The organism is Sorangium sp. So ce394, assembly GCF_051474665.1.
In the GTDB taxonomy this organism is placed as follows: Bacteria; Myxococcota_A; Polyangia; order Polyangiales; family Polyangiaceae; genus Sorangium; species Sorangium cellulosum_D.
The window spans coordinates 10963415-10987897 of the sequence record NZ_CP150339.1 but is presented as its reverse complement, the minus strand read 5'-3'; the positions used below and the strand labels follow the sequence as shown (position 1 = coordinate 10987897).

At 72.0% G+C, this 24483-nt stretch carries 18 protein-coding genes; 6 read left to right on the top strand and 12 right to left on the bottom strand.

The window, feature by feature from the left end:
* Nucleotides 1-42: 42 nt before the first annotated feature.
* Together glnA and WMF33_RS40530 are read left to right on the top strand one after the other, a co-directional pair.
* Nucleotides 43-1455, top strand: coding sequence for a type I glutamate--ammonia ligase (glnA, locus tag WMF33_RS40535; protein WP_437333624.1), 1413 nt, complete (start codon nt 43-45; stop codon nt 1453-1455).
* 360 nt (nt 1456-1815) lie between these two features.
* Nucleotides 1816-2895, top strand: a complete 1080-nt coding sequence (locus WMF33_RS40530) for a serine/threonine-protein kinase (RefSeq protein WP_437333623.1) — start codon at nt 1816-1818, stop codon at nt 2893-2895.
* Between the two features lie 144 nt (nt 2896-3039).
* Here the strand turns inward: WMF33_RS40530 and WMF33_RS40525 are convergent, their stop codons facing one another.
* Both WMF33_RS40525 and WMF33_RS40520 read right to left on the bottom strand, forming a co-directional pair.
* The gene (locus WMF33_RS40525; protein ID WP_437333622.1) at nt 3040-4797 is read right to left on the bottom strand and encodes a permease; all 1758 of its coding nucleotides are present in this window, start codon (nt 4795-4797) and stop codon (nt 3040-3042) included.
* 280 nt (nt 4798-5077) lie between these two features.
* Nucleotides 5078-5530 (bottom strand): Fur family transcriptional regulator, encoded by a 453-nt coding sequence (locus WMF33_RS40520; RefSeq protein ID WP_020740272.1) that lies wholly within the window; start codon nt 5528-5530, stop codon nt 5078-5080.
* Between the two features lie 765 nt (nt 5531-6295).
* Here WMF33_RS40520 and WMF33_RS40515 point away from each other — a divergent pair.
* Nucleotides 6296-7210, top strand: a complete 915-nt coding sequence (locus WMF33_RS40515; RefSeq protein ID WP_437333621.1) for a zinc metalloprotease — start codon at nt 6296-6298, stop codon at nt 7208-7210.
* Between the two features lie 86 nt (nt 7211-7296).
* Here the strand turns inward: WMF33_RS40515 and WMF33_RS40510 are convergent, their stop codons facing one another.
* The 6 genes from WMF33_RS40510 to WMF33_RS40485 all read right to left on the bottom strand — a co-directional run bounded on the left by WMF33_RS40510 (nt 7297) and on the right by WMF33_RS40485 (nt 13581).
* Nucleotides 7297-8091, bottom strand: coding sequence for a hypothetical protein (locus tag WMF33_RS40510; RefSeq protein ID WP_437333620.1), 795 nt, complete (start codon nt 8089-8091; stop codon nt 7297-7299).
* Between the two features lie 357 nt (nt 8092-8448).
* Nucleotides 8449-9288 carry a CPBP family glutamic-type intramembrane protease gene (locus WMF33_RS40505; protein WP_437333619.1) on the bottom strand — a complete coding sequence of 280 codons (840 nt, stop codon included), beginning with the start codon at nt 9286-9288 and terminating at the stop codon, nt 8449-8451.
* Nucleotides 9270-10430 (bottom strand): peptidase MA family metallohydrolase, encoded by a 1161-nt coding sequence (locus WMF33_RS40500; RefSeq protein WP_437333618.1) that lies wholly within the window; start codon nt 10428-10430, stop codon nt 9270-9272. The genes WMF33_RS40505 and WMF33_RS40500 overlap by 19 nt, the downstream gene beginning before the upstream one ends.
* A complete protein-coding gene (locus tag WMF33_RS40495; RefSeq protein ID WP_437333617.1) occupies nt 10427-11365 on the bottom strand; it encodes a hypothetical protein in 939 nt (312 codons plus the stop codon). The genes WMF33_RS40500 and WMF33_RS40495 overlap by 4 nt, the downstream gene beginning before the upstream one ends.
* Nucleotides 11366-11423: 58 nt before the next feature.
* Complete coding sequence (locus tag WMF33_RS40490; protein ID WP_437333616.1) at nt 11424-12416, bottom strand: NAD-dependent epimerase/dehydratase family protein; 993 nt, start codon at nt 12414-12416, stop codon at nt 11424-11426.
* 28 nt (nt 12417-12444) lie between these two features.
* Entirely contained in the window at nt 12445-13581 is a 1137-nt protein-coding gene (locus WMF33_RS40485) for a hypothetical protein (RefSeq protein WP_437333615.1), read from the bottom strand.
* A 152-nt stretch (nt 13582-13733) separates the two neighbouring features.
* Here WMF33_RS40485 and WMF33_RS40480 point away from each other — a divergent pair, with 152 nt between their 5' ends.
* On the top strand, nt 13734-15977 hold the full coding sequence (locus tag WMF33_RS40480; protein WP_437333614.1) for a cyclic nucleotide-binding domain-containing protein: 2244 nt from the start codon (nt 13734-13736) through the stop codon (nt 15975-15977).
* A 113-nt stretch (nt 15978-16090) separates the two neighbouring features.
* On the opposite strand, the gene WMF33_RS40475 is transcribed toward WMF33_RS40480, so the two are convergent.
* Together WMF33_RS40475 and WMF33_RS40470 are read right to left on the bottom strand one after the other, a co-directional pair.
* Nucleotides 16091-17698 carry a serine/threonine-protein kinase gene (locus WMF33_RS40475; RefSeq protein WP_437333613.1) on the bottom strand — a complete coding sequence of 536 codons (1608 nt, stop codon included), beginning with the start codon at nt 17696-17698 and terminating at the stop codon, nt 16091-16093.
* A gap of 85 nt (nt 17699-17783) precedes the next feature.
* Nucleotides 17784-18827 carry a serine/threonine-protein kinase gene (locus tag WMF33_RS40470; RefSeq protein WP_437333612.1) on the bottom strand — a complete coding sequence of 348 codons (1044 nt, stop codon included), beginning with the start codon at nt 18825-18827 and terminating at the stop codon, nt 17784-17786.
* Between the two features lie 340 nt (nt 18828-19167).
* Here WMF33_RS40470 and WMF33_RS40465 point away from each other — a divergent pair, with 340 nt between their 5' ends.
* Nucleotides 19168-19878, top strand: coding sequence for a helix-turn-helix domain-containing protein (locus WMF33_RS40465; protein WP_437333611.1), 711 nt, complete (start codon nt 19168-19170; stop codon nt 19876-19878).
* Between the two features lie 98 nt (nt 19879-19976).
* On the opposite strand, the gene WMF33_RS40460 is transcribed toward WMF33_RS40465, so the two are convergent.
* Entirely contained in the window at nt 19977-20465 is a 489-nt protein-coding gene (locus WMF33_RS40460; RefSeq protein WP_437333610.1) for a hypothetical protein, read from the bottom strand.
* A gap of 688 nt (nt 20466-21153) precedes the next feature.
* On the opposite strand from WMF33_RS40460, the gene WMF33_RS40455 reads away from it, so the two are divergent.
* A complete protein-coding gene (locus WMF33_RS40455; RefSeq protein ID WP_437333609.1) occupies nt 21154-22680 on the top strand; it encodes an SBBP repeat-containing protein in 1527 nt (508 codons plus the stop codon).
* Between the two features lie 23 nt (nt 22681-22703).
* On the opposite strand, the gene WMF33_RS40450 is transcribed toward WMF33_RS40455, so the two are convergent.
* Nucleotides 22704-24479, bottom strand: coding sequence for a PE-PGRS family protein (locus tag WMF33_RS40450; RefSeq protein WP_437333608.1), 1776 nt, complete (start codon nt 24477-24479; stop codon nt 22704-22706).
* Nucleotides 24480-24483 lie beyond the last annotated feature (4 nt).

Here is a 24483-nt window from a genome sequence, read left to right as displayed (position 1 = left end):
ACATCCAGCGAGAGCAGCGAGTCAGCGAGGAAAGAGAAGATCATGAAGGCCAAAGATGTCGTCGCGTTTGCGAAGGAAAACGACGTAAAATTTGTCGATCTCAAGTTCATCGATCTGCCCGGCATCTGGCAGCACACGACCGTCCCGGTGTCCCGTCTGAACGAGGACATCTTCGAGGAGGGGATCGGCTTCGACGGCTCGTCGGTGCGCGGCTGGCAGCCGATCAACGCGAGCGACATGCTGATGACGCCCGATCCGACGACGGCGAAGCTCGACCCCTTCCACGCCCAGAAGACGCTCAGCCTGATCTGCAAGATCAGCGACCCCGTCACCGGCCAGCCCTACGGCCGCGACCCCCGTTACATCGCCCAGAAGGCGGAGAACCACCTCCGTCAGAGCGGCATCGCTGACACGACCTACTTCGGGCCCGAGGCCGAGTTCTTCGTCTTCGACTCGATCCGCTACGAGAGCTCGCCGCGCGGCGCCTTCTACGAGATCGACAGCGACGAGGCGGTCTGGAACACCGGCAAGGCCGGCCTGAACCTCGGCCACAAGATCCGGTCGAAGGAGGGCTACTTCCCCGTTCCGCCGACCGACACGCTCGCGGATCTGCGCGCGGACATGATGTCCACGCTGATCGAGACCGGCATCGCGGTCGAGGTCGGCCACCACGAGGTGGCGTCGGCCGGGCAGTGCGAGATCGGCATCAAGTTCTCGACGCTGACCACGATGGCCGACAACCTCATGTGGTTCAAGTACGTCATCAAGAACGTCGGCCGCAAGCACGGCAAGTCGGTGACGTTCATGCCGAAGCCGCTCTTCGGCGACAACGGCAGCGGCATGCACTGCCACCAGTCGCTCTGGAAGGAGGGCAAGCCGCTCTTCGCCGGCGACGGCTACGCCGGGCTGTCCGACACGGGCCTCTGGTACATCGGCGGCATCCTGAAGCACGCGAAGTCGATCGCGGCGCTCACCAACCCGACGACGAACAGCTACCGCCGGCTCGTCCCGGGCTACGAGGCGCCCGTGAACCTCGCGTACTCGAGCCGCAACCGCTCGGCGTCGATCCGCATCCCGCTGCCGCCCGGCAACAGCCCGAAGGGCCGCCGCATCGAGGTCCGCTTCCCGGACGCGAGCTGCAACCCGTACCTCGCCTTCGCGGCCATGATGATGGCCGGCCTCGACGGCATCCAGAACCGGATCGACCCGGGCGACCCGCTCGACAAGGACATCTACGCGCTCTCGCCCGAGGAGCTCAAGGAAGTGCCGCACATGCCGGGCTCGCTCGACGAGGCGCTCAGCTCCCTCGAGCGCGACCACGAGTTCCTCCTCCGCGGCGACGTCTTCACCCGCGACATCATCAAGACCTGGATCGACTACAAGCGCGAGCGCGAGGTCGACGCGATCCGGCTCCGCCCGGTCCCGCACGAGTTCTTCCTCTACTACGACGTCTGATCTACGACGTCTGATTGCCCCCGCCCGAGGGGCAGCGCAGGGTCCGGCGCACGGGAAACCGCGCTGCGACCCTCGCTGCCCGCGCCCTTCATCGCTCGCCGCCCCGTCCGTCGAGCGCCGGTGACGCGAGAGGCGCCGCGGCGCCTCGACATCCAGGCTTTTCCGTCCATCGCCGCGGCCCCTCGGGCCGCGAGGCCGGCTGCCGTCTCCGCGGCCCGCGAACTTTTGCTTCCTGCTGGACCGAGCGGCCCGCGGTACCGCTCGTCCATGCGCCGGGTTATCCTCCGGCCCGTCTCCGATGTGGGTCGGGGGTAAGGCATCCCCCTCCCGGAGCTTCCCCGGAGACACCTCGGCGTAGCAGTGAACCCCGGCGATCTCATCCAGTCTCGCTACCGGCTCGTGAAGCTCCTGGGCCGAGGCGCCAGCGGGTCGGTGTGGGCCGCGAAGAACGAGCTCATCGATCGCGACGTGGCGCTCAAGGTGATGCGCCCCGAGGTGGCCGAGGACGCCGTCGCGCTCCAGCGGTTCTTCAACGAGGCGAAGGCGAGCGGGCGCGTGCGGAGCCCCAGCATCGTCGAGATCCTCGACCTCGGTCAGGCCGAGGACGGCTCGCCGTTCCTCGTGTTCGAGCTGCTCGTCGGCGAGGGGCTCGACGAGTGGCTGCGCCGCGAGCACACGATCGAGCCGGAGACGCTCGTCGAGATCTTCATCGGCCTCGCGCGGGCGCTCGACATGGCGCACCAGCAGGGGATCATCCACCGCGATCTCAAGCCCGCGAACATCTACGTGCACAGGAATCACCTGGGCGAGCTCGTGGGGAAGATCCTCGACTTCGGGATCAGCAAGGTGCTGGAGAGAGAGCACAACTTCTCGCTGACCCACACGGGCTGCGTCGTCGGATCGCCGGCGTACATGTCGCCGGAGCAGGCCGCGGGGCGCGAGGACCTCGACGGCCGCGCCGACATCTGGTCGCTCGGCGTCGTCATGTACGAGGCGCTGACAGGGACGCTCCCGCACCAGGCGCCGAACTACAACGCGCTCATGGTCCGCATCCTGAGCAAGGACTGCGATCCGATCGCCTCGCGCCGGCCTGGGCTCCCGCCGCGCCTCTGCCACATCGTCGACGCCTGCCTCCGGCGCGAGCGCGACGAGCGGGTCGCCTCGGCGGGCGTGCTCGCGAAGGAGCTCGAGGCCTTGCTCCGCGAGCTGCGCGCCGCGCGCTTCCGGGGGCGGCGGGGGCGGCGCGCCTCGGACGTCGTGCTGGGCGACACCCTCGCGCCGGAGAGCGCCGCGATGCGCGGCGGCGGCGCCGCCGGGACGCTGGGGCGGCTCGTGCAGCACGGCAGGCGGCTTCCCCCGGCCATGCTCGTCGCGGCGGGGCTCGGCGTCGTGTTCTGGGCGATGGTGCTCGTGCTCCTCGGCAGGTACTGGACCCGCTGAGCGGCGCCCTCGGCCGCGGCCCCCTGCCACCGCGAGCGGCGCGCTCCCGCGCGCGGGCCGGTGGACGGCGGCGAGCGGCCCGCGCGCGCGCCGGCGGCGCGCGTCGGGCGGCGTCTCGTGGAGCGAAGGGTCGCGCGCTCGACGTCAGAGACGCGGCGCGCTCGTGCTCGCGGCGGGCGCGTGCGCGCGGCGGTCGCCCAGCGCGTCGCAGCGATGCGCGTGCGCATCGGGCGCGTGCGGCTCCGCCGGCCCGGGCGCAGGCGCGTCGCCCTCGCCGAGCATGCCGCCGAACCACGCGCGAGGCCCGAGCCGCGCGAAGCTCGAGAGCAGCAGCGCGCCGAGCGCAGCCGCGCAGATCCACGCGACGGGGGCGTGCTCGCGGGCCGCGAGGCCGTGGAGCTCAGGGACCGCGGCGGCGGGGACGAGCGCGTTCGCGGCGAGGCCCATCGCGACGGCGAGGGCGACGCTGGCGAGCGCGAAGGCGGCGGCGGTGCGCGCGCCGAGCGACCGCTTCAGCGCGGCGAGCGCCGCGGCGCTGGTCGAGGGCCCCACCACGAGGAGCGCGAGCGCCGCGCCGACCGAGAGCCCCTTGTGGACCATCACCGCGGCGAGCGGCGTCGCGCCCTGCGCGCACACGTAGACGGGCGCCGCGATGAGGGCGCTCACCACGACGCCGGCCGGCGCGCCGAGCGCGCGCGCAGCGGCCGGATCGAGCGTCGCCTCGAGCGCGGCGGCGAGCGCGATGCCGACGACGTACCACGCGGCCACGCGGTCGAGCGCCGGACCAGCGGCCTCGGCGGCGGCGGCGCGGAGCCGCGCGCCCAGCGACGCGGCGGCGCCCGCGACGGCGGGCGGCGCGCTGCTGCGCGGCGCCGCGCCGGGAGCGCCGGCCGCCCTGGCGACGAGGCGCGCGAGCAGCACGGCGAGGAGGGCGCTGCCCGCGACGCGCGCCGCGGTGAACGGCAGGCCGAGCAGCTGCAGCGACATCAGCGCGCCGCCCACGTCGAGCGCCGGCGCGAGCGCGGCGAGGGAGACCATCGCGGCGACCGGAGGGCCGCCGCGCGGCCGTCCGGTCGCGCGGTGCGGGAGGAGCGCGCGCAGGAGCCCCGCCGCGGCGAGCCCCGCGAGCATCGCGGGCGCGGTCGCGACGAACAGCGAGCCCAGCGACCCGGCGATCGACGGCTCGGGCCCGTGCGCGTGCGTGAAGACGCTCTCCTCGCCGGGGAGCGCGAGCGCGGCGCAGAGCCCCGAGACGAAGGCGACGGCGCTCGCGGCCCGCGCCGTCTTGCTCCGGGGCGGCGCCTCGTGCGTGTGGACGACGAGCCGCAGGAGGACGCCGAGGCCGAGGGCGATGAACACCTCGAGCGACGCGTGCGGGAGGCCGTCCATGAGGCGCTGCCCGAGGAGGGCGCCGAGCAGCGTCAGCAACCCGAGGAGACCGAGGCGCAGGGCGAGCTGCCGCCACCCCCAGGCGGGCAGGAAGCGCGCCGCGAGCGAGAGCCCCTCGGGGAGCCGATGCACGAGCACGGCGCTCGCGATGAGCAGCCCGTCTGCGCCGCCGTCGGCCGCGGCCGCGGCCAGCGCGAGCCCGGCGCCGTCGAGCAGACCGTGGACGGCGAGCGCCGAGAACGCGATCTCCCGCCCCAGGACCTCGCCGGTGTCGCGCCGCCGGTGCTCCGCGAGCGAGAGCGCGACGTACCCGAGCGCCGTCCAGAGGACCGCCTGCGGCCCGATCTCCTCGACGGCGTGCGGGAGGTGGCGCGCGAGGACCAGGGTGGGGACGAGCCCGAGCGTCAGCCCGTCGAGCGCCGACGTCGGCAGCGCCCTGCGCCGGCCGAGCGCCACGAGGAGCGGCCCGGTGGCGAGGCCGACGATCGACAGGGCGACGACGAGCGCGAGCATGGGCGCCTGGCGCTATGCCCGAGCGACGGACCCCAATCAACATCAAATTGATGTTGCAATCGAGCTGCAAACAGCCGCTGCGCCCCCCGCGCGACGGCGCCGTTTCGCGATCCTCGGGCTCGCCACGCGGCCCCGGCAGGCCTGAGCTCAGGGCTGCCGCGCGGCTCCGCTGGCTCCGGCTTGGACCGACGCGCGGCTCGGATCGACGCGCGGCTCGGAGCGGCCCGCGGCTCAGGCCGGCCCGCGGCTCAGGGCCGCCGCGCGAGCCCGCGCGTCCGGCTCAGGGCTGCACGCACCGGTCGCAGCGACCCTTGATCTGGATCTGGAGACCCTTGCGGCGCAGCGCGCGGGGCGCGCCGCGCGCCGCCTTGATCTCGATGCTCTCGTCGGGGAGGCAGAGCACATCTCCGCACGTGTCGCACATGAAGTGGGGGTGCTCGTCCTTCGCGTGCTCGCCGCTGCCCTCGCGCAGCTCGAACCGCCACAGGTGGTCGCCCATGTCGGTGCGGCGCACGAGCCCCGCATTCGTGAGATCGATCAGGTTCCGGTAGATGGTGGCGCGATCCCACCCCTTGGGAGCGAGCTCGGCCGCGAGCTCGGCGTGGCTCACGGGCGTCCGCGAGCGGCCGAGGCTCTGCAGCACGGCGATGCGCGGCGAGGTGGCTCGTAGGCCGGTCGCCCGGATCTGCTCGCGGAGCTGCTCCGCGGACTGACCTGCTTTCGTACGCGCCATGCGAGACATCTACCGTCGCCAGGACAGTACTGCAATCAGGATGCACGGAGCTCACCGGACGCGCGCCCCGGGCCGGCCGCAGGGGCGAGTGAGATCGCCCGACCGCCGCGCGGCTCGCCCCGCCGCGCCCGTGCTCGGCGAGGCCGCCGCCGAGGGACCACCAGGCTGGCGACCGCGCCCTCTCCCGCCGCGGCCCCGGGCGCGCGTGCGCCGCGCAGCCCGGGGCGAGCCGGTGCAGCGAGCGCGGCCGTAAGCCCGAGGTCGATGAAGATGGCAGATGGCGAGTTGGACAACCTCGTGGGGCCTCGATTCGAGCGTGGCTCAAACTGCACAGGCAAGGCGGATGAGCCGCGGCGCGGTGTTCCTCAGAAGGCTTTTCGAAACCTGGGTGAGCTCCCCGATCCTGCTGCTGAATACGCAGAGGACATGGAACAGGCGGAACCGCCATCGTCCCGGTCGTCGCGTCTGGTCTCGACTCGAGGATCACTTCTGGAGAGCGCCGATCTCGGCGCGTGCTCCATAATGGAGCGATCGCTCCATGTTGGAGCAGCCGAGGTGTCCCTCTGCGCGTATCGTTGCGACGCGTCATGGGGGGTGCGCGCTCGACGGACCCTCTGGCGTTCGGCGAGATGACGCAAGACGACCAAGACGTGGAATCTCACCTTGTCGTCGTGCGTGAAATCAGCCCTTTTGGAATTGAACTGATTGTCATCGCGGATATATATTCCTGCTTCCTTTGCGGGGCCTGAACCAAGGAGAATGTCCATGCGAGCTCGGACGCGTGCGGAGGTACTTGCCTTAGTCTTGATCGCTGCCTTGAGTGCCGCCGCGTGCAACGGCGAGCCCGCCGCCCCGGCGGAGCAGGAAGCGCCGGCCGTCGTCGACGCCGAGCCCGAGCAGGTGGAGGCCGCGCCGGCTCCCCTCCGGCGCAGCTGCGCGACCGTCGAGCTGAGCGAGGCTGAGAGGGATGCGGTCGATCAGTTCGTCCGCAGCCGGGTGGCGGCCGGATTCACCGTGGAAGGGCCGGTCCAGATCCCCGTGCACTTCCACGTCATCAACAAGGGAACGGGTATACGGAACGGCGACGTGCCCGATTCCATGATCAACGACCAGATCAGGGTGCTCAACGAGGCGTACGCGACCACGCGCTTCAGCTTCGTTCTCGAGACGGTCGACCGGACCACGAACGCGACCTGGTACACCATGTCGCTTGGCTCCACGGCAGAACGGCAAGCCAAGAGGGCGCTCCGTAAGGGTGGTCCCGACCACCTCAACCTGTACACCGCCAACCTGGGCGGCGGTCTACTCGGCTGGGCGACGTTCCCCTCGGACTACTCGGCTAAGCCGAGCGACGACGGTGTCGTCATCCTGTACTCCTCGTTGCCGGGCGGCAGCGCGGCGCCGTACAACGAGGGAGATACGGGGACGCACGAGGTCGGACACTGGCTCGGCCTCTACCACACGTTCCAGGGCGGCTGCAACAAGAAGGGTGACGAGGTCGACGACACGCCGGCTGAGCGCAGCGCCTCGTATGGCTGCCCGATGGGCCGGGACACCTGCGGGGGCAGCGGGCTCGACCCGGTCACGAACTTCATGGATTACACCGACGATTACTGCATGAACTCGTTCACCGCGGGTCAGGCGTCGCGCATGTCGGCGTTCTGGGACGCGTATCGTTGAACGGGAGATGATGTGGGAGCACAGCCGGCGAGCGGCGGAGAACTCCGCTGCTCGCCGGTTGGCGAGGCGCGATCGTCAGAGGACGATCACGCCGACTTGATCTGCGTCCGGCCCTCGAAGCGCTGGCTCTCGGGGAGGACGCGGGGCGCGGGCTTGGCCTGGGGCGCGCTCTCGCCGTCGTCGCCCTGCGCGATGCGCTGCTGGCGGCGGGTGCCGGCCTGGACACCGAAATAGACGCCGAGGAACGTCACGAGACCCCAGCCGAGCAGGCCGGCGGCGATGAGGCCGGTCTGGCGCGAGGCGTCGCTGCCGAGCTGGCTCATCTCCTCCATCGGCGCCGACAGCTTGCTCACCTCCTTCATCGGCTCGCGCAGCGTCGCGACCTGCTCCATCGGCTGCCTCAGCCCGGCGACGTCGCGCATCGGGGCGTTCAGGGCGGCGACGTCGCGCATCGGGGCGTTCAGGGCGGCGACGTCCTCGAGCGGGGCGCGGATGCCCGCGAGGCTCTCGTTCATCGCCGCGATCGTCGCCTTCATCTCGCTCAGCCGGTCCATCGACTGCTCGAGGCTCGCGGTCTCCCGCAAGCTCTGCTGCATCGCGTCCATCGACCCCTTGAGCTCGGCCAGCCGATCCATCGCCGCCTGCATCTCGGCGACCTTCTCCATCGGCTGGCGCAGCTCGGCCAGCCGATCGAGGCTCTGCTGCGAGTCCCGCAGCGTCCGATTCGAATCCTCGATCGTCGACCGCGTGCGCCTCATCTCCTCGGTGGTCGCCTGGATGGAGCGCGTGTTCGTGTCGACCATCGTCGCCATGCCGCAGCCCGTCGACGCGAGGACGAGCAGCGTCACCGGCGCAATCTGACGGATTCCCTTCCAATGCATATCCGATCGTTGATGCCTCGAAGGCGTCGCGTCAACGTGCATTTGACGCGGTGCGCTGGAATATGACATAGCCGTGTCCGGGGGGTGAGGCGCTGTGGGATGGTGCGCAGGGCACTACACAGGTTTCGCGGCGCGCGGCGCGTCCTCGCACGCTGCTGTGAACTGTCGGTGTCGGTTCGGCGGACGTTGGCGCGCCGGGCGCCAGAAGCGGGAGGAGGGAGAGGTCGAGCGCGCGGCCGCGATGCGCGCGGCGCCCCCCAGCGCCGCTGTCCGGGGCTTCAACGCGGGCGAGGGGCATCTCATGCCGGCGCCGCGAGCGTCAGGGAGCGCCCGGCGGCGGCCGTGGGGCGGGGGCGCTCACGGCGCCGGGCGGCGAGGGCGGGGCGCGCCGGCGCGGAGGACGAGCGCGGCCAGGGCCGCGAGCGCGGCCGCGGCGAGCCAGGCAGGCCGGCCGAAGGCCCGCGTCCCCGCCGCGAGGGCGCCGTCGACCCACGTGACGTCGAGCAGGGAGCCGCGCAGGCCCGCGCCCGCGAGCGCGGTGAAGCTCGCGTGGGCGGCGATCGGCGCGAGCACGCCGCGGCCGCGCAGGAAGAGCGCCGCGGCGAGCGCGCCGAGCGCCGCGGCGAGGACGAAGCTCGACACGGTCGCGCCCGGCGCGAGCCCGAGGGCGGCGCCGTGCGCGAGGGCGGAGAAGGCGATCGCGTGGCGGGTCGAGATGCCGGCGCGCGCCGCGGTGGCGAACGGAATGCCGGTGAGCAGGAGCTCGTCGCGCACGGCGAGCGCGATCGCGCGCGCCACGGCGAAGCCGAAGCTCGCCGAGGGCGCGCCAGCGTCGACGGTCGCCCAGCCGAGGAGCGCGGAGACGCCGAGCGTCAACAGCACGGCCAGGGCGCCCAGGGCCGCGCCGAGCCCGACGCGGCGGGCGAGGCGCGCGCGGCGGCCCGGGCCCTCCGGCTCCAGCGGGTCGATCCACGGCACGCCCGCCCGCGACGCGACGAGGTCCGCGACGACGGCGCCGGCGAGCGCCGCGGCGAGCGGGCTGGACGACAGGAGCGCGGAGACGAGCTGCAAGGCGGCGGCGAGGCCGACGAGCCAGGCCGCGCCGAGCGCGAGCTCGACCAGGCGACGGCGCTGCGGCTGGGCGCGGCCGGGCCGGGGGCGGCCTTGCTCCGCGGCGTTCAGTGGAGCGTGTGCCACTGGCCGTTGTGCTCCACCTTCGGGACGTCCGCGTCGCCGTCCCCGTCGCCGCGATGCCGGGCGCCCAGGGTCGCCACGAGCTGGGCCGTGGACGGGCGCGAGGACCGGTGGCGCATCTCCACCGCCTCGCGCGCCGCGCGGAGCCGCCGGCGCGGCGCCGGCGGCGGCAGCGACCTCCGGGCGCGGAGCCGCTGTACGGCCAGCTTGCCCGCCACGACCAGCGCGATCAGCAGCAGCGAGCCGGCCAGCACCGGGACGAAGCCGTAGCGACGCGCGACGTCGGCGCGCCACGCGAGCTCGAGCTCGCGGTCGGTGGAGGCGTACGCGACCTCGAGCGCGGCCGCGAGCGGGGCCCCGGCGCGCACCTCGTCGAGGGCGCGCGCGAAGCGCTGCCGGCGCTCGATGTCGACGAGGTAGCGGACGACGTCGGCCGCCTGCGCGAGCGCCAGGGAGCCGGCCGTGTCCCCGGCGTCCGAGAGGCTCGCCTCGAGCTCGTCGAGCGGGAGGAGGCGGCCCCGGAGCGCGGCGATCGAGAGCCGCTGCGCGCGACCGGCGAAGCCGTCGCCCGCGGCGTGCGCGGCGAACCCCTCGTGGAACCAGCGCGGGATCGGGGCGCCGCCCGTCGCCTCGTCGAGGGCCAGGTGCGCGAGCGCGTGGCGGAAGGCGCTCTCGAGATCGGGCGCGTCGACGCCGAGCCGCGGGGCGTCGCTCAGGATGGCGAGCCGCAGCGCGCCGAAGGAGACGGCGGTCGCCGGGCCCGCGACGCCGCCGGGGACGAGCCGGTCGAGCTCGGCGGGGGAGGCGGCGATCCGGACCTTCACCGGAGCGGCCAGCGCCTCGCGGCCGAGCAGGGCGCCGAGCTCGGCGCGGACGGCGTCGGCCCGGGAGAACAAGGGGCGGACGCGATCGCGGGTCGACGGGTGGTAGGCGAGCTCGATCCAGCCGAGATCCTGGGTGAGGTACTCCGGCGGGGGCGGCGGGACGGAGGGAGCGGCCGCGCCGCTCTCCGCCGCGGCGGGTGCGTCGTAGACGCGGGGCGCGGCGCTGGCGGCGCGCGAGGGCGCGGCGCCGAGCGCGAGGCACAGGAGCGCGGTGAGCCGCAGCCCCAACGCCGCCGAGCTGCGCCGGCCGGAGCGCGTCATGGAGCGATCCGACCCCGGAGGTGCACGGTCTCGCCGTCGCCGTCGCCCGTCTGGGCGAGCACGAGCACCACGATCCCGGTCGCGACCACGCCCGCGAGCGGGCCCCAGAACCAGGGAGAGCTCCACATCGAGCGCTGCGCCGGCGCGCCCTGGCCGCCGGCCGGCGCCTTGGATGCCGTCAGGTCGACGCCCGCGCGAGGGCCCACGGGGCCGCGCTGCGGCGCCGCGTGGGCGGACGCGGACGGCGCGGCGGCGCGATCGGCCGCGCCTGCCGCGCGCTCGTCGCCGGCGAGCAGCGCGCGGACGGCCGCGCCCGCGCCGGGCCAGTCGAACGTCGCGTCGGCGGGGGCGGCCGCGCCGTCCGTGGTCGTGCCCGCGCCGCCCGCGGCGCGCTGGACCGTCGCGCCGAGCTCGAGCGGCGCGTAGCTCGCGCCCGCGACCCGGAGCACGCGGGCCACGGGGTGGCCGTGCGCCGTGGTCACCGCCACGACGAGCGCCGCGCCCGCGCCCGCGCCGAGCGACGCGAGCAGGCTGCGGGCGACCGGCTCGGACTCGGCGCGACCGGCGGAGCGGCGCACCTCGGCGAGCTCCTTCACGGCGGCCGGCGCGTCGGGCCGCGGCGGATCGCCGGTGAGCACCTGCGCGGCCGCCTCGTCGATGGGCGGGCGCAGCGCGGGGTCGCGGTAGATCGCGCGCGCGAGCGCTCGAGCGGCCTCGGCGCTCGCGTCGTCCACCGCCACGACGACGGCGCCGCGAAGGGCCGACCGGGGCGCGGCGGCGCTCGAGGGGGCCTCCGCCGCGGCGGCGCCTCCGTCGCGCGGCGCCTGCGGCGCGGCGGCCCCGCCGCCAGGCGGAGCGTCGGCCAGCGCCGGCGCGGCCGCCAGGCCGAGCGCCATCGCGACGAGGCCCGGGGCAGCCGGCGGACAGCGGGACATGCGTTTACCGTACGGAGGCCGCGGGCGAGCGTCAAACGGCGCGCGGCGCGGCGTCACGTCACAGCCAGCCGTGCTCGCGGTACCAGGCGACCGCCCGGCGCGTCCCCTCCGCCCATCCCACCTGCGGCTCCCAGCCGAGCTCGCGGCGGGCGTCGCCCGAGTCGCAGACCCAGTGCGACGCGGCGAGCTCGTTCAGCTTGTCGCGCGTCAGCATCACGGGCTTGCCCGTGAGGCGGCCGAGCCCCTCGCTCGCGAGCGCGGCGCCCCGCACGAGCGAGAACGGCACGCCGAAGCGGACGAGCGCCCGCGCGCCGAGCGCCGCCTCGACGTGCGCCAGCATGTCGCGCCACACGTACACGCCGCCGTCATCGATGAAGTAGGCCCGGCCGCTCGGCACGTCGGCCTCGAGCGCGCGGATGCACGCCGCGGCCGCGTCCGAGGCGTAGATGACGCTGAGCGTGTTCGTGCCGTCGCCGAGCATCGGGAGGAAGCGGCGCGCGACGCTCTGGAAGAACGCGAACGACTCCTGATCGCGCGGGCCGTAGATCATCGGGGGGCGCAGGACGACGACGGGCAGCGCGTCCTTCTCGGCCAGGACCAGCCGCTCGGCCTCGAGCTTCGAGCGCCCGTAGCGCGTCACCGGGGACGGGCGCGCGTCGGCGGCGACCGGGCGCCCGTCGAGGCTCGGGCCGATGGCGGCGAGGCTCGAGACGAACACGAACCGCTTCATGGACGGCGCGGCCTTCGCGGCGTCGAGCATGTTCCGCGTGCCGCCGACGTTGACCCGGAAGAACTCCGCCTCGTCGCGCGCCTTGACCAGCCCGGCCGAGTGCACGATCGCGTCGACGCCCGGCGCGTCCAGGACCGCGCGGCGAACGCTCTCCGCGTCCTCGATGGCGCCGTACGCGAGCTCGACGCCGCGCAGCGACGACAGGAACTTCGTGCTCGACGAGCGCCGCACGAGGGCCACCACGCTGTGGCCCTTCTGCACGAGCTGCTCGGCGACGTGCGAGCCGAGGAACCCGCTCGCGCCCGTGACCAGCACCCTCATCGATCCGCTCCTCCCGCGCCCCTGTCGATCAGAGCGCCCGCTCGTAGATCCGGAATTTCTTGTAGAGCCGGCCGCCCATCAGCCGGATGCCCGCGTTGATGGCGGCGTTGTCCTCCAGCGTCCACCCGAGCTCCCCGCCCGTCATGCCGAGCAGCTGCGCCGCGCGGTTCATCTCGACGTACAGGAAGGCGCTGAGCCCGGCGTAGCGCCGTACGTTGCGCCACTTCTTGCGGATGCCGAGCACGACGAGGCGCCCGTTCTTGGGGCCGCGCACGCGCAGCCGCCACAGCAGCTTGAAGATCCCGGTCGGGAGGAGCTTGCCGTGGAAGTCCTTGATCAGGTCGTTGAGATCCGGCAATCCGAGCGACACGGCCGCCGGCTCGCCGTCGATGAACGTGTACCTCGTGAGCTCGGGCATCAGGATGAGCCGCACGTCCTCCGCCCACTTGACGAGCTCCTTCTCGGTCATCGGGACGAAGCCCCAGTTGTCGCTCCAGGCGTCGTTGAAGACGTCCATGAGGATCCGGATATCGTGGAGAAGGTTCTTCGGATCGCCGCAGCGCGTGTGCACCTCCGGCATCGCCAGGATCTCGGCGTGGGCCTTCTGCGCCCGGGCGGGGATGTCGCCGACCTCGTAGCGCCACGCGTAGAGGTCCTTCACCTTCTCGAACCCCGCGCCTTCGGTGAGCCGGCCCTGGTGCGGCCGGTGGTAGGGCATCATCAGCACCGCCGGGTAATCGAAGCCCTCGATGAGGCAGCCGATCTCCTCGTTGATCGAGAGCGAGTAGGGCCCCCGCATGCGCTTCATCCCGCGCGCGCGCAGCCAGCCCGCGGCCTCGGCGAGCAGCGCCTGCGCCGTCTCGGCGTCGTCGATGGTGTCGAAGAAGCCGAACATGCCCGTCTCGTCGCGGTGGACCCGGAGGTGCTCGTGGTCGACCTGCGCGGTGATCCGCCCCGCCGGCCGGCCGTCCTTGTACGCTACCCAGGCCGTGCCCTCGGCGTGCTCGAAGAACGGGTTCTTCTTCTTGTCGAGCCGATCGGAGATGTCCAAGTCGAGCGGCCGGATATAGTTGGGCTCACCCTCGTAGATCGTGTCGACAACGTTGAGGAAGTCCTTGAGGACCTTCTTGTCGCCCTTCCGAAGCTCGCGGATCTCGATGGCCATACGGCGCAAGCCCGTACCTTCCGGGGCGCGGCGCCGCAAGGGGATCGCGCGGGCGCGGGCCGGCGCTGATCGCAGCGCGCGGCGCGCGCGGAGCCGGTAAGCTCTCGCGGAGGGCGGCTGTCCGGCCTCCCGGCAACTCAGGTGGACGCACCATGATGACCCCGAAGGAGTTCCAGAGGCAGTTCAAGCGGCTGCTGATGAGCCGCGTTGAAGGCATGGATTGGGAGGACAAGCTCGCCCGGGTCCGCCAGTACCTGCGGCAGCTCGAGGCGCGCCAGAGCCCGGAGGAAGAGTCGGCCGAGCTCTCGCCGTCGCTGGAGCTCATCCCGTTCGAGCCGGGCAAGCGGCCGGTCGACGAGGCGCTCTACCCGGGGCATGGGTGCAGCGAGCGCGTCGGCTGCATCAACACCTCGGGCGACCCGTCGGAGCTCGGCGACGAGGTGTGGCTGCTCTACCGGCTGCGCGACCTCTACGCGTTCGTCGCGCCGTTCGAGCGAGCGTTCGAGGTGACCATGTCGGCGTGGTTCCTCCCGGCGAGCCCCGGCGACGGCGAGCCGTGCCCCGTGCCCGGCATCATCGACCTGCCGCTCAGCCCGCAGATGGTCTCGACGTCATCCTACCCGGTCCCGATGCTCGAGCCCGCGCCGTGGAACTCGTTCCACCAGACGGTCTACGTCGCCACCATCGCCCCGGCGCGGCACCTCGTGCCGCACCCCCCGGGCGAGGACACGGGCGGCGGCTATCACTGGATCGACCTGCCCGAGTCCTTCCGGCGGCGCATCACCGACGGCGCCGATCCGTTCACCTTCGCGAGCCTGTTCCGCCAGCAGCTCCGGGTCGAGATCAAGCTCAGCGAGGCGGGCAGGACGGTCTCCTCCGAGTCGACGGACATCGAGATCTTCGACACCGGCCGGTTCGGCTCGCTCTACGCGCGCCTGCTCGACCGGCTCGTCAAGGCGGACACGGAGATCCAGCAGCGGGCGCTCGGGATCGACGAGCTCCACGTCGGCTATCACCCGTGGTTCCCCGTGCTCACCATCGGCATGGACAAGGCCCTCCTGTACCTGCGGGCCATCCATCAGGACCTCGAGCAGCACCGGCGCAACCTCCCGGACCCCCGGTGGCTCCTCCGGGTGGGGCTCTACCTCGAGCTGCTCACGTGCCTCGGCATCTTCGAGGCGGTGAAGGATCAGTACCCGGACATGCTGTCGCCCGGGGAGCGCGAGGCGTTCGAGCGCGGCGAGGCGTTCGCGCCCATCCGCGCCGCGGTCGACGTCGCGGCGTGGAAGCAGGTCTGGGAGCTGCGGCACATCGCGCCGCGCGCCGCCGGCTTCTTCGCGGCGGGCCCGGTGAGCCTGACGAACCTGATGCGCAAGCAGAAGGCCACGCTCGCCTTCCTGCACGCCCACCACGCCGACCTGCAGAAGGCGATCGAGCTCGCCGGCAACAACCTGTGGAACGCGCAGGAGACGTGGCACCGGGTGTTCCGCGACGCGGAGCGGGCGGTGCTCAAGAACAGCGTGCTCGCGTTCCCGGAGCTCGCGCACCTCGACCCGCGGTGGCGCGACTTCGCGCTCTGGCACCAGCGCGGCGACATGCGGCTGTTCGGGCTCAGCCTCATGCCCGAGGCGCTGACCGCGCTCTTCGGCGATCAGGACGGCATCTTCCCCGCCGCGTGCCGGCAGTACCGCAAGTCGATGAACGACGTGGCCCGCTGGGCCGCCGAGCGGAGCCTCATGGATTACACGGGCGACGAGTGCATCCCGCGGAACGCGAGCCTGCTCGAGGCGTACATGGAGAAGAACCCGTCGCTGCTCGCCGCGCTGCAGCGGCGCGACGGCTACGGGGCCGCGGCGTCGATCGAGCTCGACGAGCCGAGCAAGGCGACGCGCGAGGCGAGCGCCGAGGACATCATGACGCTGCTCCGGCGGACGCCGGTCTTCAAGCCGCTGCTCGATCGCGAGCTCCGCAAGCTCGCCACGAAGGTGCGCCGGATCGAGTACGGCCCGCTCGACCGGATCGTGCTGCAGGGGCAGCGGGACTCGTCGATGTTCGTGGTCGCGTCGGGCGCGGTCGAGGTCCTGGTGCGGCACCCGGACGGGCAGGACTCGACGGTGGCGGCGCTCGAGAAGGGCGCCGTCTTCGGCGAGTTCGCGCTGCTCACGGGCGAGGAGCGCACCGCGACGGTGCGCGCCGTCGACGAGGTGGTGCTCTACCAGATCACGAAGGAGGCGCTGCAGCCGATCATCGAGGCGCGCCCGCAGCTCGTGATCGAGCTCAGCCTGCTCATGGCCTCGCGCCAGGCCCACCTGCGCGACGCGGCCGAGCGCTACATCGAGGCCGAGGAGAAGGTGCGGAGCCTCGCCGGGCGCATCCGGCGGTTCGTCCTCGGCTGAGCGCGGGGCCGCGCGCGCCCCGGCCGGGCGAGCGACCGCTCGCGAGCCGGCTTGGCGCGGGGCTCGAGCGCCCGGCGAGGCGATCGGCCCCTCGCGCCCGGCCCGGGGGGCGCTCAGCCCTTCAGGAGCCACGCGAGGGCGTCGGCCTCCGCGGTGAAGAACGAGTACTCGGGCAGCCCCATGGCGGCCGACAGGCGGGAGATCTGCATCTTCGAGAGCGCGCTGTTCACGAGGTTCGCCGCCTTGCGCATGCCGTGCTCGACCGCGTACGCCATGGTCTGCTCGACATAGGGGCTCACGTCGGGCTTCTGCGGCGGGAAGTCCGCGATGTCGGCGAGCACGTACCAGGGCTTCCCGAGCGTGAGCAGCGTCGCGGCCTTCTGGCGGAAGTCGTCGAGGTACGCCTTGCCCTCGTCGATGTCCCAGAACCCCCACACCTTCACGTGGAGGACCCCCGTCGTCGTGTCGGCCCGGACGTGGAACCGCCGCTGCCCGGCGCGCTCGCGCCGCGACGTGGGATCGGACTTCCTCGACGGCTCGCCCGCGGAGGAGCTCGTCCGGCCCGGCGCCTCCGAGGGCCGCGGCCGGGTCTCCGGGGCCCTCGACGTGGGCGTCGGCGAGGGGGGCGAGAGCGGGGTGCGGCGCGACGGCGGCGTCTTCGACAGCTCGGGCACGGTGACGGTCGGCACGTCGGCGAAGCCCGCCGACTTGCCGGGCCGCGAGGGCTGCGTCGGGTCGGTGGGGCTCGGGTTCACGCTCGGGCTCGGGCTCGGGCGCGGCGACGGCGACTCGGGCAGGAGCACGACGCGCGACGCCCGCGGGAGCGGCACCTCGAGCGCGGCGGCGAGCGCGCTCACCGCGGTGGACGCGCGGTCGAAGCGGTCCTCGGGCTTGAGCGCCGTGGCCTTGAAGAACCAGCCGTCGAACGCGCTCGGCAGCGTGATGGAGCGCCGGCGCGCCGCGCGAACGCTGGGCGACTCCATCGCCCCGCGCAGGAGCTCGGCCGCGAGCAGGTACGGCGACGGGATCGCCTCGGCCTCCTGGGACCAGTACGACTCGCCGACGAGGAGCGCGTACGCGACGTGCCCGAGCGCGTAGATGTCGGCGCGGGGGCCGACGTTGCGCTCGGCCCGGATCTGCTCGGGCGCCATGTACACGGGCGTGCCGAGCATCTGCCGGGTCAGCGTGGAGGCGTGGTGCTGCTCGATGACCTTGGCGATCCCGAAGTCGAGGATCTTCACGCACGGCGAGCCGTCGTCGCGGACCGTGACGAACAGGTTGTCCGGCTTGAGGTCGCGGTGGACGATGTTCGCCGCGTGCGTCTTGTCGAGCGCGAGCGCGGCCTGGAACAGGTAGATCGCGACCTCCTCGGGGGGGAGGAAGCCGCGCTTCTTGAGGAGGCTGCCGAGCTCCTCGCCGCGGAGCAGCTCCATGACGATGAACGGCGTGCCGGTCTCGTCGTCGACCCCGGCGTCCGAGGTCCGGACGATGTGGTCGCTCTCGATGATGCCGGTGATGCGGGCCTCGAGGGCGAAGCGGGCGCGCAGCTCCTCGCTGTCGAGGAGGCTGGGCAGCATCACCTTGAGCGCGCGGCGCGCCGCGGTGACGTCGTCCATCACCTCGTACACGGCGCCCATGCCGCCCGCCTTGATGACGCGCAGCACCTGATAGCGATCGCGAAACCGCGTATTCGGCTGCAGCAGACCGGGCGAGGAGCTCATCCTGCGGCCCTCGATTGAGACATGGTCTGGAACACGCTACCAGCGCCGCTTCCTGCGTCGCAAGGCGCACGGGTAGGGAACGTGCTCACCGCGGGATCGCGCCGCCGCCGGCCGCCTCGGCCCGAGCGGCGCGGTCGAGCAGCGGCTCCAGCGCGCTCCAGAGGGCGCGGACGTCTTGGAAGCGCTCCTCCGGGACGACGGCGAGCGCCCGGGCCACCCAGGCGTCCACCTCGGGCGGCAGATCCGGCCGGAAGGCGTGCAGGCTGGGACGTGGGCCGCGCGCGGCCGCGAGCAGGATGTCGACCCGGCTCGCCCCGGCGAAGGGCACGCGGCCCGCGAGCGCGCGGAAGATCACCGCGCCGAGCGAGTAGATGTCGATCCGGTGGTCGATCTCCTGGGGCCGGCCCTTCCAGACCTCGGGCGCGATGTAGCTCGGCGAGCCCGGGATCGCCCCCTCGCGGGTGAGGGGGTCGGCCTGCATCACCTTGACAAGCCCGAAATCAAGCAAACGCACGCATCCTCGGTTCGCTGCCCCGCGATCGGCCGGCGCGCCGCCGCCGGCGCCGTCGCCCGCAGCGCGGATCGGGTCGCCGGCCGGGGGGCCGCCATGAGCCGCGTGCCCTGGATTACCTTTGTGGCGAAGCGAGCGTGAAGAAGGCGGGCCGCTTGCGTCGATGTCGAGGACGAAGATGTTCGCGGGCTTCAGGTCGCGGTGGACGATGCCGCGGGCGTGCGCGGCGTCGAGCGTGTCGATGATCGGACGGAAGAGCTCGCGGAGCCGGGCGAGGGGGAGCCGCTGGTTGCGCGCCTCGAGCCGGCGCAGCGTCGTCTCGAGGTCGCTGCCCTTCAGGAACTCCATCACGATGTAGAGCGTGCCGTCGGGGGCCTCGCTGAAGGCGAAGACCTGCGTCGCGCTGGTGCCGGAGAGCGCGCCCATGGCGCTGGCCTCGCGCCGCATGCGGGCTTTCAGGGCGGGATCGCTGGAGAACTCGGGCCTCAGGTACTTGACTGCGACGTGCGTGCCGGTCTCTTGGTCCAGGGCGCGGTAGACGACGCCATGGCCTCCCTGGCCGACCACCTCGATCAGCTTGTACCGGCCGTCGATGACGTCGTCGATGTCGTGGTCCATCGGCAGGTCCTCGCTGTTCCGAGAGCGCTGCGCCAGCATGCCCGCGGAACGAGCTCAGGTTGTAGCCGCTCCGGCGCCCTGGCGGTAGGGACGGTTGGATGGGGGCCCAGGCCGGCCGGCGGCCGGGCGCGGGGAGGGAGGGCACGCGGGGAGGCAGGGCGAGCCTGCTGAGGCGAGCGCGCCGTCGGGGAAATGCGACAGGGACATTGCGTGCGGGCTCAGGCATCATCCTAGGAGTCACGGAAATCACCTGATGATGCTTACAGTCGTTACGCCGAGGTGACGAACTTGGCTGTGTTGCTGGCTTGGTGATTCCGTGTAGAGTGGCGCCCATCGCGATATGAGATCCGTCCGACAGAACAGCGATCTTCCTCCGGTGAGCAGCGCGTTGCCGGTCGCGCTCGACGTGCAGCAGGCCAAGCCCGGCGCGCCCGATCCGGAGCTGGACGAGTCGTGGACGTATGAGGTCGCCCACCCCGACTCGCCGGCGGATCTCACGGCTGTGGTCGGGGAGAACCTCCGGCGGCTCCGCACGCGGCGCGGGCTCTCTCTGGAGCGGCTCTCGAAGGTCTCGGGCGTCAGCCGCGCCATGCTGGGACAGGTCGAGCTCGGCCGCAGCGCGCCCACGATCAACGTCGTGTGGAAGATCGCCCGTGCGCTCGGCGTGCCGTTCTCGGCGCTCGTCAGCAATCGCTCGTCCGGCGGGCCGATGCTGCTGCGCGGGGACCGCGCGAAGCGGCTGACCTCTCACGACGGAAAGTTCACGTCGCGCGCGCTCTTCCCGTTCGATGCGCCGAGAACGGTCGAGTTCTACGAGCTGCGCCTGGCCGCGCTGGGCATCGAGAATGCCGATCCGCATCCGCCCGGCACGACCGAAAACATCATCGTGAACCAGGGGACGGTCGAGATCAGCGTCGACGGACAGCGGTTCCTGCTCGCGACTGGCGATGCGCTTGTGTTTCAGGCGGACGTCCCGCACGTCTACCGCAACCCGGCGAACGTCGATTCGCTGATGTACCTGGTGATGACGTATTCGCTGTCGGCCCCCTGAGGGCGGGTCTCCCCCCGGGGGTGGAGGGGAGGACAAAAGAAACGCCGGCGGTCGCCGGCGTTTCTTTTGCTGCAAGAAAGAAAGGCCTTGTGGCGGTGCTACTTGGTCATGGCGGACATGCCCATCATCATGGGCATCCCGCCGCACATCATCATCATCGGCATCCCGGACGACATCATCCGCGTCATGGCCTCGCAGCGCTCCTTGAGCATGTCCATGGACATGCCCTCGGCCGGCATCAGCTTGCAGGTCATCCCGTCCTTCGTCATCTCACAGGACATCTTGCACATCATCGGCATGCCCATGCCCATCATGCTGGGCATCATGCCCATGCCCATCATGCTGGGCATCATGCCCATGCCCATCATGCTGGGCATCATGCCCATGCCCATCATGCTGGGCATCATCGGCATTCCCATGCCCATGCCCATCATATTGGACATCATCGGCATGCCCATCATGGGCATCATCGGCATGCCCATGCCCATCATGCTGGGCATCATTGATGCGCCAGCGGCCATCTCCGGCGTCGCCATCATCGGGGTCATCGTCTGCGGCATCATGGGCATCTGCATCGCGGTGGTCATGGGGGGCCTTCCTGTCTTCGGCGCTGGTCGCGGCCGGGAGCCGTTCTAGCCGGCCTTCGTGCGCGAGCAACGCGTTCACACCGGCGCCCATCACTTTGCTCCAGTCTAGCGGAGGCGCCTCCACGGGCTTGGAGGCGCGGGCATCCCGAGCGGACGAGTGTCCGCTATGGCGACGGGCCGCTGCTCCTGGGCTGCGCTCTCGAGCTGCGTCCCGGCCAGACACGGAGGGTACGGCGGGCACGACGGCTCGACGCGGGGCGAGCGGGACCCTGCGGGCGCGAGCTGGGCCGGGTCGACCTGTTCGGGCGCCGATGCTCCCACCTCCGCTTCCACCCGTCGCTGAGGCTGACATGGCGGCCTCATGGGTTCGTCCACCGCGCGCACCGGGTGCGTGACGGCGCCCTCCCGACGACAGTCGCGTTTTCCGGGACCGTGTGCGCCATCGACGATCGGCATGAACCGCCTGCGCCTGTCGCGGTGTGCGCGCGCGATCGACGGCAGTCGCTTGAGGCTGCCGCGAGCGGCTCCGACCGGTCCACCCGCCGCGAAGCCGCCGAACCGGAAGAGGCCCGCCCGGTGCTCGGCGGAGATGCCGCGCGAGGATGCCTTGCGGCGCGACCCAGCGGGGCTTGTGCGCGTCCTGCTCCACCCTTGACGGGCGTTGGGCTTTGGGGCCTCATGCGTCACCATGCGCCGCGCTCCGTCCTCTCCGTCGCTCGTCCACGCCACCCGCGTGCTCGCCCTGGGGGCCCTTCTGGGCACCGCGTCGTGCGCTCGGATTCTGGGCCTCGACGAGTTCGAGGACTGCGACGAAGATTCCTGCTCAGGAGTGCTCTGGGCGAAGAGTTTCAGGAGCCATGAGCTGGTCCTTCCAGAGAGCGCTCGGCTCGACTCGAAGGGGAACATCCTCCTCTCAGGAGTCTTTCGAGGTACCACCGATTTCGGCGGACCGCCGCTGATATCGTCTCATAACGCTTTCTTTCTCGCCAAGCTGAAGCCGGACGGTAGCCATGCCTTCAGTCGAGGGCTGTCGGTGGATGACCTCGATGGCGCCCTTGTATCGCGCATTTCGGTGCTGCCTGACGATAGCGTCGTCTTGTCGGGGTCATACGAGGGGGCCATCGACTTCGGTTCCGGTGATGCGCTCACGGCGCCGACTCCCGAACAAGATGGTTGCTTCGTGGCCAGGTTCTTGTCCGACGGCGAGCTGAGGTGGAGGCGCAACCTGTTCACGGGGACGGGGTTGCTCTTCGCCGTGGATTCATCGGCTACGCCCGACGGTGACGTGGTCCTGGTCGGCTATTTCGGACGAGAGGTGAGCTTCGGTTCGTCGACCCTGACGACCGCGTCGACGGACGCCTTCATCGTGAAGTTGGACGGCGAGTCGGGGAACGTGCAATGGAGCCTTCAGCTGGGAGATCCGAATGCCACGACGACGACCATCGAGGCAACGGCGGTGGCCGTAGATCCCGACGGTAACATCGTCGTGGGGGGCCGCTTCACGGGATTCACCGAGGTTGGCTTCGACGAGAGCTCCGCACCAAGCCCTTCGGGGACCGGCTCCTTCGTTATCAAGCTCACGCCCACCGGGAAGAGGGATTGGTCCGTTGTCATCCAAGGAGAGGGCGATGCCTGGGGGGCTGACATCGACGTCGATGCGCGAGGGGATCTCGTTGCGGCTGCGGCGTTTAGAGGAGCGATCGATATCGCCACGCGAGGGGTTCGCGGCGCCCAGCGGACCAGCGGACTGGCAGATTCGGACCTCCTGCTCGTGAAGCTGTCTTCCGCGGGAACCCACCTGTGGTCGTTGAGATTCGGGGATTCTTTGCCCCAGGTCGATATCGATACGACCTTGCCTCTCATGTCACCTTTCGGGCTTCACGTCGCTGCCGACGCCGCCGGAGACATCGTGCTTGGCGCTGGGCTTGCAGGCGCTGTCGACTTTGGGGGCGGGCTACTCGGCGGGAGGCAGGATCGGGACTGGACGATCGCTAAGCTGAGCGCTGGCGGGGAGCACATCTGGAGTAGGCGTTTCGGCGATGCTGCGACAGGGCAAGGGATCGCTGGCATCGACACCGATCCAGCGACCAATGCGCTCGTCGCCGTTGGAATCAATGATGGGGTACTGGATTTTGGCAATGAGATCAAGATCGCGGTTGCCGGCGGCTTCAACTCTGTCGTGGCGAAAGTCGACCTTCAGCGGGTCGGGAGATAGCTCTTCGAACTCAGTAGAGCTGGTCAGTTGATCTGCAGGTTCGCGGCCCCCGTGCCCTCCTGCCCCGCGCCCGCGGCGCCGCCGCTCGGGGTCGTCCCGCCAGCGCCGCCGAACCCGGGGGTGCCGATCACGCAGCTGTTGTCTCGGAACGTGAAGGTAACGCTCCCGGATCGCGCCAGGCAGGCGCTCGGACCGCCGCCGCCGCCCGCGCCCGGGCCGCCGTCGCCCCCATTGCCACCTCTGCCGCCGACGCCGCCGTTGGTGGCGTCATCAGGACCGGGGCCGCCCGGGCCGCCGTTCCCCCCGAGCTGTCGCGCTCCGCCGTTGCCGCCGCGGCCGCCATTGCCGCCCTTTCCGGTTGTGATCTCGTTGCGGGAGACGACCACCTGGCCGGCCGCCGCGAAGATTCCAAAGCTCCCGCCGCCACCTCGCCCAGCCTGGCCGCTGCGACCGCCGAGTCCACCGCACCCGCCGCTGCCGCCGCCACCACCGCGATCATTAGGGCCTACCCAGCACGTGCCGCCGCCGCCGCCGCCCGCGCCGCCGCCACCGCCGCCGTTCGCTCCCGGCAACCCATTGGTGCCGTTCGCAGGCTGATAGACGCCCGAGGCGATGGTGCCGAGCGTCGCTCCCCCGGTCCCCGGCGTCCCCTGCACCCCGGCCATGCCTGGCGCGCCATTCTGTCCTGGATATCTGGGATCCCCGCAGTCGTGCGAGGGGCCTCCCGCACCGCCGGCCGCCCCCTGGCTGCCCGGATGGCCCGACGCTCCGGTGGCAGAGCCATGTCCGCCATACCCGCCTCTCCCGCCAGGCTCGTCGCACACGGGCGCTGGACCGGCATTCCCAAGGCCGCTGCAGTCGTTGCAGCCCACCTCTCCCGCGTTCCCCCCTGGAGCCGTCCCCGCCGTGTGCGCCGCCCCGTCCGTTCCCGCGACGCCGTTCTGGCCGTCCTGCACGCGGATGATGTTGTACCGCACGAAGAGCTGCGCGAGCCCGCCGCCCAGGCGCACTCCATAGGTGCTCGCGCCGGCCGTCGTCGCCTTCAGCGCCTCGATCGTGATGCCCTCGATGTGCGTCGGCTGCGCGATCGACGGCGCGTGGAACACCGTGCCTGGCGCGCGCACCGTCGTCGTCACCGCGGAGGTCCTGCGGAACTTGAAGTCAGGGTCGTCGTGGTCGAATCCGCCATAGATGCTGATCCCGGACACGACCGTGACCGCCTCCTCGTACAGCTCGCCGGACAGACAGACCGCCGGCACCGCGCTCTCCTGCGCCACCTGGATCGCCGTGGCGATCGTCTGCACCGGGGCCGTGCGCGTCCCGCTGTTGGCGTCGTCCCCGGTGCTGGCCGAGACGTAGACGCACCGCTCCACGAGCCCGTCGCCGCCATCGCAGTTGGCGTCGACGAACTCATCGTCGATCGGATCCTCGGTCGTCGAGGTCGGCGTACACGCGTATTCGCAACCGCACTCGCCCGTGAGCGGGTTGCCGTCGATATCGTGCGTGCCCGGGAGGCACCCCATCGCGCAAGGGTCGGTGACCTCGCCCCCGCCGCCCCCGTCTCCGCTGCCCGCCTCCCCACCCGCGCCGCCTTCGCCCCCGCCCGCGCCGCCCTCGCCGCCCGCGCCGCCCTCGCCGCCCGCGCCGCTCGTGACAGCCGCGCTGCTGCTCGATGACGTCGTCGTTGCGCTGCTCGCGCTCGGCGCTCCGCCCGATCCGGAACCGCCGCCGGTGCCCGAGACCGGCCCGATGGGACCGTCGATCGAGCTGCTCTCGGCGCAGCCGAGCGCGGAGAGCATCGCA